The sequence below is a fragment of the Pseudoalteromonas sp. SG43-6 genome, assembly GCF_014164365.1.
Taxonomy (GTDB): Bacteria; Pseudomonadota; Gammaproteobacteria; order Enterobacterales; family Alteromonadaceae; genus Pseudoalteromonas; species Pseudoalteromonas rhizosphaerae.
The window spans coordinates 1-14,263 of record NZ_JACJEZ010000055.1 but is presented as its reverse complement, the minus strand read 5'-3'; the positions used below and the strand labels follow the sequence as shown (position 1 = coordinate 14,263).

10 protein-coding genes are annotated in these 14,263 nt (G+C 40.4%); all 10 read left to right on the top strand.

Features of this window, described 5'->3' with window-relative positions; translation table 11 throughout:
• Window positions 1-7: 7 nt before the first annotated feature.
• A complete protein-coding gene (locus tag H5201_RS18830; RefSeq protein WP_182719407.1) occupies window positions 8-2,029 on the top strand; it encodes a type VI secretion system Vgr family protein in 2,022 nt (673 codons plus the stop codon).
• A 17-nt stretch (window positions 2,030-2,046) separates the two neighbouring features.
• Window positions 2,047-2,463 carry a hypothetical protein gene (locus H5201_RS18825; RefSeq protein WP_182719402.1) on the top strand — a complete coding sequence of 139 codons (417 nt, stop codon included), beginning with the start codon at window positions 2,047-2,049 and terminating at the stop codon, window positions 2,461-2,463.
• 4 nt (window positions 2,464-2,467) lie between these two features.
• A complete protein-coding gene (locus tag H5201_RS18820) occupies window positions 2,468-3,637 on the top strand; it encodes a hypothetical protein (RefSeq protein ID WP_145242475.1) in 1,170 nt (389 codons plus the stop codon).
• Window positions 3,627-4,661 (top strand): DUF2169 domain-containing protein, encoded by a 1,035-nt coding sequence (locus tag H5201_RS18815; RefSeq protein ID WP_182785200.1) that lies wholly within the window; start codon window positions 3,627-3,629, stop codon window positions 4,659-4,661. The genes H5201_RS18820 and H5201_RS18815 overlap by 11 nt, the downstream gene beginning before the upstream one ends.
• A gap of 1 nt (window position 4,662) precedes the next feature.
• On the top strand, window positions 4,663-5,568 hold the full coding sequence (locus H5201_RS18810; RefSeq protein WP_182785199.1) for a hypothetical protein: 906 nt from the start codon (window positions 4,663-4,665) through the stop codon (window positions 5,566-5,568).
• Window positions 5,568-6,593 carry a DUF4150 domain-containing protein gene (locus H5201_RS18805; protein WP_182719404.1) on the top strand — a complete coding sequence of 342 codons (1,026 nt, stop codon included), beginning with the start codon at window positions 5,568-5,570 and terminating at the stop codon, window positions 6,591-6,593. Before H5201_RS18810 ends, H5201_RS18805 begins: the two co-directional genes overlap by 1 nt.
• A complete protein-coding gene (locus H5201_RS18800) occupies window positions 6,590-10,438 on the top strand; it encodes a hypothetical protein (protein ID WP_182719405.1) in 3,849 nt (1,282 codons plus the stop codon). Before H5201_RS18805 ends, H5201_RS18800 begins: the two co-directional genes overlap by 4 nt.
• Window positions 10,431-11,366, top strand: a complete 936-nt coding sequence (locus tag H5201_RS18795) for a hypothetical protein (protein WP_259399723.1) — start codon at window positions 10,431-10,433, stop codon at window positions 11,364-11,366. The genes H5201_RS18800 and H5201_RS18795 overlap by 8 nt, the downstream gene beginning before the upstream one ends.
• 340 nt (window positions 11,367-11,706) lie before the next feature.
• Window positions 11,707-12,642, top strand: coding sequence for a hypothetical protein (locus tag H5201_RS18790; protein ID WP_259399722.1), 936 nt, complete (start codon window positions 11,707-11,709; stop codon window positions 12,640-12,642).
• A 331-nt stretch (window positions 12,643-12,973) separates the two neighbouring features.
• Window positions 12,974-13,897, top strand: a complete 924-nt coding sequence (locus H5201_RS18785) for a hypothetical protein (RefSeq protein WP_182785198.1) — start codon at window positions 12,974-12,976, stop codon at window positions 13,895-13,897.
• Window positions 13,898-14,263 lie beyond the last annotated feature (366 nt).

Here is a 14,263-nt window from a genome sequence, read left to right as displayed (position 1 = left end):
GGGACTCATGGACATCTTTAGTGAACATAAAGCGAATACCAGTCATTTTAGCGTAAGTATACAAGGCTTACCTGATGGCATGGTGCAGGTAACTGACTTCACATCAATTAATGATAGCTTATGTGAAGACTATGAATTTAATATTCAAGTATTGAGTCAGGAACATTTAACTGCGCAAACGTTGCTAGGTAAAGATGCCAGTTTGAGTTTGGTGTGGTCTATGACAGATCGGACTATCTCAGGTTTACTAAGTCGTTTTGTAGCCCATGGTAAAAGTCACCAAGGTTATCATTACACGTTAGTGTTGAGTTCTTATTTAACTTTACTTAAGCATCAACATTCCAATCGTGTTTTTACAGCGATGGATCCCGCTGCCATTATTAAAAGTGTGTTTAATAAAGCGGGCTTCCCAATGCAAAAATTTAGCATGCAAGCCAGCGGCCCTAGCCTCGATATGACAGTGCAATATAACGAAACTGATTATGAATTTGTTACGCGTTTAATGCGTAAACATGGCTTTGTTTATAGTTTTGTTGAGCAAACTGACGCGGATTGCACTTTTAAAGTATGCAATAGCAGCAAAGATATTGCGGCTCTGTTTGATGAAGTAAACTTAAGTTATGTGCCACCATCTGGGCAAGTACGTACTAGCGAAACAATCTTCGCAATTAGTCGCCAAGCCCAACTTCAGCCGCAAAGTATTGCGTTAAACGATTATAACTACCGCGCACCAGGTAATTTACAGGTATCGGCGCAAAATAGCGCTTCGCAACCAGGATTTGGTGAAGACAGTCATTATGGTAATAACTATGCAACTTCTGGCGAGGGCAATACGCTTGCTAAAACGCGTCAGCAAGCGTTTGATTGTCAACGAGAGCAATTGATTATCGACAGTGATTGCAGGGCGCTTAGACCAGGAATGATTTTAACTATTTATGATCATCCAGATCATAATGGCCAATATTTGGTTGTGCGTGTTGATCATAAGGGTAGCCAGCAAGCAGGTGTGGAATATGGCGCTAACGTAAAAGGCTTAACTTATAAAAATCAGGCGTACTTGGTCCCATCGGATCAACAGTTTAAAGCACAGTTACTTCCAGAAAGACGTGTATTTGCAACTTTTAACGCACTAGTAGAGCAAGAAATTGATGATGATGGTAATTACGTAGTAAAACTGCCATTTAATCAAGATGGTGAAGGCCAACAAAGCCGCCCAACACGCTTAATGCAACCTTATGGTGGCAGTGGTCATGGCATGCACTTTCCGCTTACACAAGGTACTGAGGTATTAGTTTGTGGCGAAAATGGCGATTTAGACAGACCCATTATTTTAGGTGCGTTATACAACCAAAATGCACCTAACCCAGTTACCAGCCAAAATCCGACCGAGAATAAGCTCGTTACTAAAGCTGGCCACAGTTTAATAATGGATGATAAAAAAGGCGAAGAAAAAATTAGCCTTGCTAATAAAAATAATAAAAACCAACTATTACTCGATGCCACCAATGGCGCACATCAAGCAACGCTTAAGTCTGTAGATGGCGATGTAAAAATATCAGCGAAAGAAAATCTGCAATTTGTTGCTGAAAACGACGCCACCTTTACGGTTGCCAATGACTTTACTACGCGGGTAGAGAATAACTTGCAAATGCAAACCCGCGAAGGGGATATCACAGTAACATCGGCGGCAGATTTAACCCTCAAAGCCACCTCAAACACACGTATTGAAGCAACCGATGGCAGCTTAGAGCTTAAAGCGGATCAAGAGCTTAAATTACAAGGTGAACAAGATGTTAGCGCATATTCGGTTGACGGCAATTTAGAACTGCAAGCCCCCAATGGCGATATAGAAATTAGTAGTGGCGCAAATATTACCATTAAAGCGGATGGTCAAGGATCACTGCAATTGAGTCAAGGCGGTGCGAGTATTGAAATTGATGCCGGTGGTAACTTAACCATTGATGCGACAAGTATTACTTTATCGGCCAGTAATATCGCCGTGAAAGGCAGTGCAATTAGTAATAACTAGTTGAAAAGGAGTTTATTATGAGCGCTCAGATCCAAAGTATATTCAATCACGATCAACATTTAGCGTGTGTGAGTCGTGTCGACAGTTTTGGCCGTGTAAAAGCGGTATTAATTAATAATGTTGAACATCAAGTTATTGCGCAAGGCGCACATGTCAGCATCGCAGAAGTAGGGGCTAATGTATTACTTGTACATAGCGCACAAGGCTTTATTGTAACGGCGCTCTTAGCGCAAGCGGATCAAGCACCTGCCGCGCAAATTAATAATTCGCAAGGGCATATCGTTATTGAAGCCCAGCAAAGTGTTAGCCTACAAACGGCCAAGGGTAGTGTTGAGGTATATGCAGACGGCACTATCGTGCTTGAAGGGCAAGATATTACAGCAAACAGCGAGCAAGACCTTACCTTGGCTGGCTGGCCAATTAGGCTTAATTAGCACTATGTTCGCACCTGTATATAAAGTAAAACTTCATAATCAGCGCCTCACCACCTTGTTAAAGCACCGGCAAAAGCTGTTGCAGCAAGGGGCGTTTTCGTTGGCACGTTTTAGCGTGATCGACACGCAAATGCTCAATCATTTATATACCCTAAGTGAGTTGGCAGGCGAAGCGCCAACGGATTATTTTTCAGCGCAAAACTTAACCCAAGTAAGCGAGTTAACATGGCAGGCTTTGTGTGAACTTGCGCAGCAAAATAGCGAACATAGTGAAGTATATCGTTTAATAGCGGCTGATTTATTCATTACTGCTATTGATGACTTTACTGCCTACTTTCATAGCTTAAGAGGCAGTGAGCAATTAGCGCAGTGTGAATTACTTCAACATAATTTAAAGCATTGGCAGCTTAACGATTTAAAAGCGCTACGCACCAGTGTACTTGAGGGTAAAGAAAAACCCCAAAACGTGGTTAAAACCTTATTATTTTCACAACCTCTTACAACCAGTGAATTACTCGCAGCGGTATTACACAAAGATTTTGAGATTGCCTTTGCTGCGTTAGTAAATAGTTATTGTGCTGGGCATGACGATGTAAGCGATAAGCTATTTAAAGTGTTTGCAAAAACCGCAGATGAACAGCAAAAAGCACAATTACTCGCTTTAGCGGGTTTACTTAATGACACGCGTTGGTACGAACCCTGTGCATTATTTTGCAAAGCAAACCCAGAGCATTGCTCGTTTGTATTAAGTCATTTTGTTTATAAACAAGCGCTGCCATTAGTGATGGATTTAATGACCATCGCAGTAACACAACCAAGTGCTTATGCAGCGTGGCTCACATTAACAGATAGGCCGCTTGCCAAAGCTGAAAAAATGTCAGTCGTCAGTGATAACAATGCAGTAAAACCGCAAAGCGGCATTAACCTTGATGATGCCGAGCACGTAAGGCAAGCGTTTGCAATGCAAGCAGGTGAGCAACTTTTAATGGGCATTAGTTTTACCAAAGCCAATAGCGCACAAAAACTCGCTAAATTAGCAGGCTCTTTAGTACAACGTGTTATTGCCCCACATTTTGATTTAACAAGTGCATGTGGTTTATTTCATGTCCAGCAAAGTGCATCGCAGTGGCAATTACTGTTAAGTGAAAAAGTGGAGAACGTTCATGCTTCATAATCTTTCTCCTTGGCAAGCCAGTACGTTTAGCGGCTGGTTAGAAGACAGTACTGAAGGTCAAGTGGTGGTGGTAAAACAAAGCTTTGAGTTTGATGAGCAAGGCAACGTTACAGCCATTGAACCCGGTCCTGAGATTGTTATTGCTGATGATTACCAAGGCGATCCTAACAGCTCACCGATTTGTGAAGTAAACGAGCAGGTGGCTTTTAAGTATGGCTTTGAAGTATATGGTAATTGCACTGCTTATCCGCCAAAAGGAAAAGACGCGCGCGTTATTGAGGTTGAGCTGGGTCTTGATTCGCCTTCGCAACCTTTGTTTAAAAAGCGTTTACGTGTAACCGGAGCGCGTTATTGGCGACGTTCGTTGCTTGGACCAGTAGCTACAGATCCAGATATTATTACCCCAGTGGCACTCAATTATATGCAGGCTTTTGGTGGCAAAGAGCTAAATAACGAGAGCAACACGTTCTTAGAAAACCCAATCGGCCGTGGTTTTAAACTTAAAAATAAGCACGCGGTTGGCCAGCAGTTACCCAGTGTTGAATACGCTAACTCATTACTTAGAAAACCTAGCCACAGCACACCGGTCGCAAGCTTTTCGGCCATACCAAGCCATTGGTCGCCACGAGTTGAACGCTTACCAGAAATAGACGAAACAGCACTTATGGCGGGAGAGTACCCGTTTAAAACAACACAGCCAAAAGATTTATACAACACAGCGCCCATTGATCAGCAAGTTGCAGCCGAGTTTGGCAAAGGCTGGGCGTGTCAGTTAACAGGGCTTTATCCATTACAACAATACGGACAACAACAACGTATAGAACTGCCGTACCAAAAACCTATTGTGGAAGTGGTAAATACACTAGCCCGCGAGCGGCTAACCATGCGCTGCGACACCTTAGTAATTGATTCCGACGCCCAGTGTTTTTCTCTGCTTTGGCGCGGTCATATTAGTCTTGAAAAAGTAGGCGCAAATAGTCAAATACTCGTTGCCTCAGAACAAAATAGCGGTAAAGAAAATTAATATGAAACAACTTACTTTTGACAGTCTTTATCATATTAATGCTGCCGGCTGTACATCAAGCAGCTTGTATACTGCAGTGGCTAATAAAATGCTTTTTTCTAAACCAAGTAAAGCATTAATTCGATGTGATATTAGTTTAGATGCGCCGTATATTTTTGTTGAAATAGACGAACTTGCGCAACTCGATAGAGTCACGCGCTGTTTATTAATGCTCTCGCACCTACTTGAGCAAGTTGATATAGCCACGTTAAGGCAAACAAACCGCATTAGCCAAATTGTATTTTTACTGCCCGTTGATGAAATTGAACAGCCACTGATAAGCGATGAAACACTCGCTGAGCTACTCCAAGAGTGTATTGCAGAACAAATACCCGCCTATTCACAGATGCCAACATGTGACTTAACCACCATGAACAACGACACCTTAGTAATCGCTGTGGATTCATGTAATAGCTATCAATATGTGAGTGAACAAGCTAAACGCTGCACCGTGCAAGTATTAAACGGCCCACCGGGCGTTATATATGGCGAAGGTGGATATGCACTGTTAATACACCCGCAAGGCAAGCTTACCGCGCAATTATATGACGGCCAAATGACGGCTCAATTAGCGCAGGCCAATTGCACCAGCCAAGACCGTTATTTATTTGCGGGCGAACAATCACTTACTTGGCAAAAAAAATGGTTTGCTTACACACAAAAATTGTACAAAAAAGGCCAGCCGCTCATTGAGTGTGCAGAGTTAGCAACGACGATAGGCCATCAAGGTAATGCGAACTCATTAGCGGCACTTACATTAGCACAAAGCTATTTATGCAACCCGCTTACGCGCTCACTTGAGCTGGTATTTGCTATTTTTAATGCACCTAATGAGCAGCTAGTCAAAATTTCAAGGAGTGAAAAATAATGCCTTATATTAACGCCGCAGCAGGCAAACAAACAGGTAGCGTACAATATGATATTGATGCGCTGAGCGCTGATGTGCGCACCGGTGGCTCAGTAACATGGCGACATAACAACTCAACATTGCTTGGGCTTAACAATAGCGCCCGCAGTAATGGTGCGCTAGGTAAAGCTAACGGTATCGCTATTTTTGAAGATAAAGCCAGTGGTGACGCCGCCTTTTTAGCTGAGATTGCCAGGCCAAAATACCGCGAGAAAACCCTCGGTGAAATGGTAAATATTTTTATACCTGATTATATTATTCCACCGCCACAATGGGATAGCCAAAAAAACGAACCTAGGCTGCCATGGAATGAACCGCAAACTAATATGGATGTAAATAAACCCGTTAGTAACGCGCAAGCATTCTTAGATTTAGTATCAACGCATTTAGGTTGGCAAGCCGGTAACCAAGAGCAGCTTATTAAAGATACAGCTTCACAAGCACCACAAGTACAAGCTGTATCGGGGCAAAATGTGCTGATAAATGGTCGCACCGCTGTACATCAAGATAGTGGCGGTAAACTTATGACGGTGGATGTCTGCTTAACCACAATTGGGACTAGCGTTGTACCAATTCCATACGCAAATAAAGCGCAATCAAGTGACGTTACAGATGTTGCCAGCTCAGTAAAAGTCAATGGCAATGGCGCCGCTAATATAAATAGCACTTTTTCACAAAGCTCAGGTGACTCCCCTGGTGATAAAAAAGGCGTCGCGAGTAAGAAAAACGACGGTGAAGCTGAATTTATCATGGGCTCGTTTAATGTATTAATTGAAGGTAAACCCGCTGTACGCCAAGGTGACCCGATGATCTCCAATTCTAAAAACACCCCACCTGCGCCACTTATGCAATCAGGCGGCCCCGCACCAAGAGGGTTGAGCGTGCAAGTGAGGGATAGTTTGGCAGATAGACAAGGTGACAAACAAATAGTTATTAAAATATCAGGATCTGAAAAGTTAGATGAAGATGGAGTGTCAATCGTATGAGTGATGTTTGTAGCCCAGATCAAGTTTTAACTAAAGCCGCGCATCGAGAGCTTGTATTTGAAGGGATTGGTTCGGATGAAGAGAATTTATCACTTATTATTCGCGATGACAAAAATCCGAACGAAACAGACAAAGTCTATAAAATCCCTCTTTATCAAGCAAGAGCACAGCAAACAGGATCGAATGTTGCTGATATAGAATTAGTTTGTACCTACCCAATGATTTACGATACAAAAGATGAAAGCGATGATTATATTTCTAACTTATCTGCTGGGTATGTATATGTTTATGTAGATGGTTATCTATGGCGTGAACTTCAGGTTATTGTAGAAGAATGTGGTGTGGTTAAATTTAGAGATGTTAATTTAGCTTACCAGAAAGGTTTTTTACCATGGAAAAAAAATAAAAATAAAGCGTACGCAAAACAAGGAAGGCGAGACGCAACAGGGCAAGCGCTTAGCTCTATCATTGTCCCCAATAAGATTAAAGGTGCACAGTGTTCTGTTGAAATGGCATTCTCAGAAGTGCAATGGTCGTGGTCACAAATCTTAAAGTTAGGAGGAATGAATCCATCAGACCCAAGGCTAAATTATGGTGACCCATTAAGCAGTGAAGAAAGAGATTGCCCAAACAGAGGTGTTTCAACCACTGCTCGCAATAAAAGAATGCAGAGACTAGATAACTTATCTGACTTTGAAAATGGGTTCACACAGACGGGTATTATTAAAAATGGTGCGAAAATTCACCGCAAAATCCCACATATCGCAGCAGATAAATTCGCTAAAGTTATTTTAAATAATGGACTGTCTGTTGTTAGAAATTACGTTGATGCAATTTTAAAATTACAAGTTGAAATTGCCAGTACACTTTATGAGGTAAAAGGTGTAGAGCTTGGCCCCGATGGCCAAGAAGTTATTAAAGATCCCATTAAAAAAGCAAACTTTGAACTTGCTGAAAAGATGATAAACCGTTTTTATCAAATGAATGATGCCATTTTAGACGGTGATATTACCATCAAAGGTGATAAAGACGCGCAGAGACTTCAAGCTGAGCAACTCAAATTTGCAAATAAAATAAAAAATTGGCGTTCTAGCTGCTTAAATGAAACAAACTTAAAAACGTTTTTAAAATATGATCGTTTATTAGCCCTAGCGGATGAGATAAAAAGTCAGCAGCTAGTGCTTATCGAAATTTTAGAACAAGATATTAACACTGTTAAGTTTGTGCATTGTATGGAGGATTTTGCATATCATTACAACGCACATTATGCGTCGGGCTTTGATGTAATAAAAGATATTGCTTTAGTATTAAAAATTCACCCAGCGAGTCAGTTTCCAACAATCATACTCGATAAAGGCGATTGGGATAACTTAACAACATCTACAACCACCTCCTCTATTATGTTAAAACTTGTAGGTGAACACCCATCAGAGCCAGCGCATCCTATTTCTGAATTATTTTTTGGTAAGCCGAAAAAACCTGCAACGGCAACTAAGCCCGCCGGTATAGAACTAGACCCACAAGATCACAGTGATAAATTCAATCCCAAATTTAGTATTGAACGCATCCAAATGGTTGCAGAAGATAACTCCTTTAACGAAGGTGACAAGGAAGCAGTTGAACAAATCGGTAGGCGACTAGCACAAGCACTTATGGGGATGGCGACAGGGTATTTAGATTTATCACTCATCGCAAGCGCCAACCAAGGGCAAGCACAAACAGCTGCTGCATTTAATAAACAAGTCCAAAGCGAAAAGTCAGCGGGTATAGCGCAACAAGAGCAGTTAAAAAAACAAGCTGAATTACAAACAGCGCAAAAGCAGAAATTAAAAGCAAAACTGAGCCAAGCAGAGCAAGTATTAGCTAATAAAGTTAAAGGGCTAAATAAAACAGATGCAGAATATAGAAGACAACATGCTTTAGCTAAACCTGAAATTGACAAATTAAAAGCTGAACTTGGCGCGGTTGATAGCAAATTAAATAAAGCACAAAAATCATTACGCAATATAAATAATAAATTGGCTCATATTGAATTAGAGTTAGCGCAAACAGGCAGTGCTAAGTTAAGTAAAAATAAAGGTTTAATGGCAGCGCTACGAATAATAAATCAATTAGAGAATGGTCAATTTACCGTACTTGAAATGACTGCCCAAGATTACCATAACGGTAAGTTTTCAAAAGGGTTTATTCCCCTAAATGCAAGAGCAAGGGCTGAGATTGCGCAAGAATTAAGTAAAGAAATTAGGGATCTAGTGCGTGCGCAAAATCGTAGTCGTACAAACATTACCACCGCACGCGGGCCAATCAATGCCACGGTAGATGATGTTATGCATTTGCGAAACAAACTAACCCACCTACTGGACATAGCAGATAAAGCCCAAGGTGTCTTAGCGGGGGAAGGGGCATCACAACTAAAGCTTGATGTTATCGCATTAAAAGAAACGGTCGATGCAAAGCAACTAAATGTTACATCACTAAAAGATGAAATTGCGCAATTGGAAAACAATCAATTAAAGTTAGCGGATGATGTACGCACAAACCAACGTTTAAACCAAAAGCTAGCTGAACTTGCAACGGCGACTGAGCATTTAGCGAATCAAAGGTTTTTATCCAATACAAGTGTAAATAGGTTAAGTCGCGCAAATATTGGTATTTTGGGTGCAGTTGGCTTATTTGAGGTATTAAATTTAACCCGAAGTATTGAGCAGTTCGAGTTAACGGCTAAAAGCGTAAAAGTGTTTGCTGGTGGCGCACTCGATTTTACCGCTGTGGTACTGACCCTTGTTCGTGAATCCTATGTAATGAAATACGGTATGCCAACAGGTGAGCAAATGACAGCCTTAATAAGCGGTGATTTAAGTGTACCGCAAGGGGTTCGACGTGTTTATTGGTACTCAGTATCTATGTATGCCGCGAATATTGTTGCGTCAATTTACAGTGGTGCTACGAGCTTTATAGATGGCTACGATGCCATTAAACGAGGCGATAATGACGCCGCGTTTGGTTTATTAACCATTGGGGTCGGTTTTACTTTGATGACGGTGGGTGACGCCATTGCACTAAGAGGTCTCCTTTTAGGAATTAAAGTGGGTTCACGATTAGGCTGGATTGGCCTGATTATTGTGTTGGTTGGTGCTGTTATTTACTATTTATTTGTTGATGATGAAATAGAAGCCTGGATGAAAATCAGCCCGTGGGGCACAGATGCCTATGGCGATGATAACAGTAGTAGTTGGAAAACACGCCCTGATTATGCCCTACAAGATTTTGCGCAATTAACCATAGCGCCACAAGTACACAGTGATAATGTAGAAAAAGAGCAAGATATACATACTATTGCAACTGAGCGAGGTGCTATTACTACCTATGAAGATCCCACAGAAGCATATTTAATTTTAACCTGCCCAACAAACACGGCGTTTAATTTCATTGATGTTGAGCTTGACGTTAAACAAAGAGATAAAAAGAATGATGAATACCAAAATCTCGTTTTAGGTGATAGCGTTGGGCAAGGTCAAAATTGGCGACAAACATTTTGGGATAATGTGTTAGTGACTGATTTATCAAGTGGGCAAGGTGTACGGCTCGATGTAAATCAGTATAACTGCGCCGCCATATTTAAAGCGCTCAACACAACCAGAATCACGTTTAGACTACGTGTTAAAACGTATCCGAAAGGTAAAGGTGCGTCAGTGAGCACAGCCTTTGAAGATAATAAGTTTATATTACCAGTATCAAAACGCGATGAGTACGGCGAGCTTGAAATACCAAATAAATGGCTCACAACCGAAGTGAATTTATCACTATGGAATTATGCGCTAAAAGAAGAATTAGGACTTGAGTAACAATATGATAAACACCGAGCAAGTATCTGAATTACGCCCCCCTAAAAAACCAACTGACATGGGAAAGCACTACCGAAAAGTGGAAGTCAATTATGACAACTTGTTAGGAGTAAACGATATATATTCAACTGATGGTCGTTATTACGGCGTATTATTAATATCAAGTATGAGGGATATCTTCCAAACTGCTACCGTTTTTACGGCATTAGTTTTTTTTGGTGTTTCAATTTTTATGCAAATTACGACTTTATTTAAAGCTGCCAGTATGGAGCAGTTTTTAGGTGCACATTTTTTACACCCTTTGTTTATCCTAGGGCAAGTCTTGTTATTAATTATTGCTTTTGTTTATCACCGTAAAGCGAGGATCCCTCGAGGTAAATTAGTCGTGTTTGATCGAAAAACCGGCAATGTAAATTTCCCTGCGTTTGGTGGCAACCCAGAACTAGTTATACCATTTGAAGAAGTTGAAATGTATCGAGGCTCGTTAGGCTTTAGTTTGGGAAGAGGCATGCCTGTTACAAGTTTAATCCCTAAAAAATACCCTAAGCATGGTAAAAGGGATTGCCAATACATAGTCGCGTTTGCTGATAGCTACGATGGGGCTTGTCAATCGTGGACATTATTAACGGAGTTTATGGATAAAAATAAACCAATCCCTTTTGGGTTGTTACAGTCTGTTCAACACCATTTAAATAAGGGAAATAGTGTTACATGGAGAGGTGATAAAATTGGTCCCTATATGGATAAGTATCCGCTCGATCCTGTCATAAAAAATAACTATAAGTATGTTTATCACGAAAATCGTGATGCAACAGAAGAGTACCCGAGGGATGAAGTTAATTATGTTATTGCGCCCTTTAGTGATGACCCCGTATTGCTAGAGAAAAATATAAAACGTGCGTACGAGCTCAATATTTTACTTTTGTGATTAAAGTTATTTAAAAATAGATTTACAGGCTACAGGCCAAATGCTCTTTAACAATCAGAAAAGGAATTCAAACCTAGGTGGTGTAAGTGCTGCCTAGGTTTATTGGCACGTTGCTGGCTAACATGGCGACATAATAAACGGTGAAGAAAACAGCCATTTAAATTTGCGTAGGCGCGGCTTTACGCCGCGCAAATTGAAAAATAAACCAACATTCAGCCTGAATAATTAAGATCGGTGTCATCTTAAATTTCTCGTGGCGAACTTGAAAAACCAAATAAATGGCTCACAACTGAAGTGAATTTATCACTATGGAATTATGCGCTAAAAAAGGAATTAGGATTTGAGTAACATTATGATAAACACCGAACAAGTATCAGCATTACGCCCTCCTAAAAAACCAACTGACATGGGAAAGTATTACCGAAAAGTTGAAGTCGATTATGACAACTTATTAGGAGTAAACGATATATATTCAACTGATGGTCGTTATTACGGCGTATTATTAATGGGAAGTATGACGGATACGGATGATAGTTCTTATTCTTGGCTAGCATTAACCTTCTTTGCGATTGGGGCGATAATGCAAGTACTTGGGTTATTTAAAGCTAAAAGTTTACAACACCTATTAGACTCATTGCTTTTTGACCCCTTGTTTATCCTGGGGCAAGTTTTATTATTAATCATTGCTTTTATTTACCACCGTAAAGCGAGAGTACCGCGAGGTAAATTAGTCGTGTTTGACCGAAAAACCGGCAATGTAAATTTCCCTGCGTTTGGTGGCAACCCAGAACTTGTTATACCATTTGAAGAAGTTGAGATGTATCGAGGCTCGTTAGGCTTTAGCTTGGGAAGAGGCATGCCTGTTACAAGTTTAATCCCTAAAAAATACCCTAAACATGGTAAAAGGGATTGCCAATACATAGTCGCGTTTGCTGATAGCTACGATGGGGCTTGTCAATCGTGGACATTATTAACGGAATTTATGGATAAAAATAAACCAATCCCTTTTGGGTTGTTACAGTCTGTTCAACACCATTTAAACAAAGGAAATAGTGTTACATGGAGAGGTGATAAAATTGGCCCCTATATGGATAAGTATCCGCTCGATCCTGTCATAAAAAATAACTATAAGTATGTTTATCACGAAAATCGTGATGCAACAGAAGAGTACCCGAGGGATGAAGTTAATTATGTTATTGCGCCATTTAGTGATGACCCCGTATTGTTAGAGAAAAACATAAAACGTGCGTACGAGCTCAATATTTTACTTCTGTGATTAAGTTATTTAAAGGCCACAGGCCAAACGCTCTTTAACAATCAGAAAAGGAATTCAAACCTAGGTGGCACAAGTGCTGCCTAGGTTTATTGTCACGTTGGTGGCTCTGTTACATGGCGACATAATAAACAGTCATTTAAATTTGCGTAGGCGCGGCTTTACGCCGCGCAAATTGAAAAATAAACCAACATTCAGTCTGAATAATTAAGATAGGTGTCATCTTAAATTTCTCGTGGCGAACTTGAAAAACCAAATAAATGGCTCACAACTGAAGTGAATTTATCACTATTAAATTATGCGCTAAAAGAAGAATTAGGACTTGAGTAACAATATGATAAACACCGAACAAGTATCAGCATTACGCCCCCCTAAAAAACCAACTGACATGGGAAAGTATTACCGAAAAGTGGAAGTCAATTATGACAACCTATTAGGAGTAAAAGATGAACTGGGGGCTGATGGCCGTTATTACGGGTTATTATTAATGGGAAGTATGACGGATACGGATGATAGTTCTTATTCTTGGCAAGCATTAACCTTCTTTGCAATTGGAACGATAATGCAAGTACTCGGGTTATTTAAAGCGAAAAGTTTACAGCACCTCTTGGACTCATTTCTTTTTCACCCTTTGTTTATCCTAGGGCAAGTTTTATTATTAATAATTGCTTTTATTTATCACCGCAAAGCAAAAATCCCCAGAGCAACCTCTGTCGTGTTTGACCGAAAAACCGGCAATGTAAATTTCCCTGCGTTTGGTGGCAACCCTGAACTTGTGATCCCTTTTGAAGAAGTTGAACTGTACCGAGGTTCATTAGGATTTAGTTTAGGCTCCGGTATGCCTGTAGATAGCTTGATTCCAAAAAAGTATCCTAAACATGGTAAAAGGGATTGCCAGTACATAGTCGCATTTGCTGATGGCTATGACGACGCATGTAATCTATGGACGCTATTGAATGAATTTATGGATAAAAATAAACCAATACCTTACGCAATGTTACCTTCGGTTCAACATTATCTAGATAAGGGATATAGCACAGTTTGGAAAGGCGATAAAATTGGCCCCTATATGGATAATTACCCACTCGATGCCGAGATAAAAAATAATTATAAATATGTTTTTCATACGGATATTGATGGCGAAAAAGAATACCCGAGGGATGAAGTTAATTATGTTATTGCCCCCTTTAGTGATGACCCCGTATTACTAGAGAAAAACATAAAACGTGCCTACGCGCTCAATATTTTACTTTTGTGATTCTGGTTATTTAAAAACTGGTTTCTGGTCACAGGCCAAATGCTCTTTAACAATCAGAAAAGGAATTCAAACCTAGGCGCAACTGCTGCCTAGGTTTACCGTCACGTTGGTGGCTCTGTTACATGGCGACATAATAAACAGTCATTTAAATTTGCGTAGGCGCGGCTTTACGCCGCGCAAATTGAACAATAAAAACGACACTCACTCTGAATAATTAAGATAGGTGTCATCTTAAACTTCCGATTTTGATGCGTTTGAAAAGCCAATTGAAAATGCCTCACCTGATTTAGCAATTGCATAAGGAACCTGATGCAAAAAAATAATTACTTTGGTGTTGGAATCATGCAAAAGAAAACGAAGTTTAAT

Excerpts from the sequence above, each read along its gene's own strand:
- H5201_RS18830 (WP_182719407.1), top strand. The coding sequence starts at position 8 with ATGGACATCTTTAGTGAACATAAAGCGAATACCAGTCATTTTAGCGTA.
- H5201_RS18810 (WP_182785199.1), top strand. The coding sequence starts at position 4,663 with ATGAAACAACTTACTTTTGACAGTCTTTATCATATTAATGCTGCCGGC.
- H5201_RS18800 (WP_182719405.1), top strand. The coding sequence starts at position 6,590 with ATGAGTGATGTTTGTAGCCCAGATCAAGTTTTAACTAAAGCCGCGCAT.
- H5201_RS18785 (WP_182785198.1), top strand. The coding sequence starts at position 12,974 with ATGATAAACACCGAACAAGTATCAGCATTACGCCCCCCTAAAAAACCA.
- H5201_RS18820 (WP_145242475.1), top strand. The coding sequence starts at position 2,468 with ATGTTCGCACCTGTATATAAAGTAAAACTTCATAATCAGCGCCTCACC.
- H5201_RS18825 (WP_182719402.1), top strand. The coding sequence starts at position 2,047 with ATGAGCGCTCAGATCCAAAGTATATTCAATCACGATCAACATTTAGCG.
- H5201_RS18805 (WP_182719404.1), top strand. The coding sequence starts at position 5,568 with ATGCCTTATATTAACGCCGCAGCAGGCAAACAAACAGGTAGCGTACAA.
- H5201_RS18815 (WP_182785200.1), top strand. The coding sequence starts at position 3,627 with ATGCTTCATAATCTTTCTCCTTGGCAAGCCAGTACGTTTAGCGGCTGG.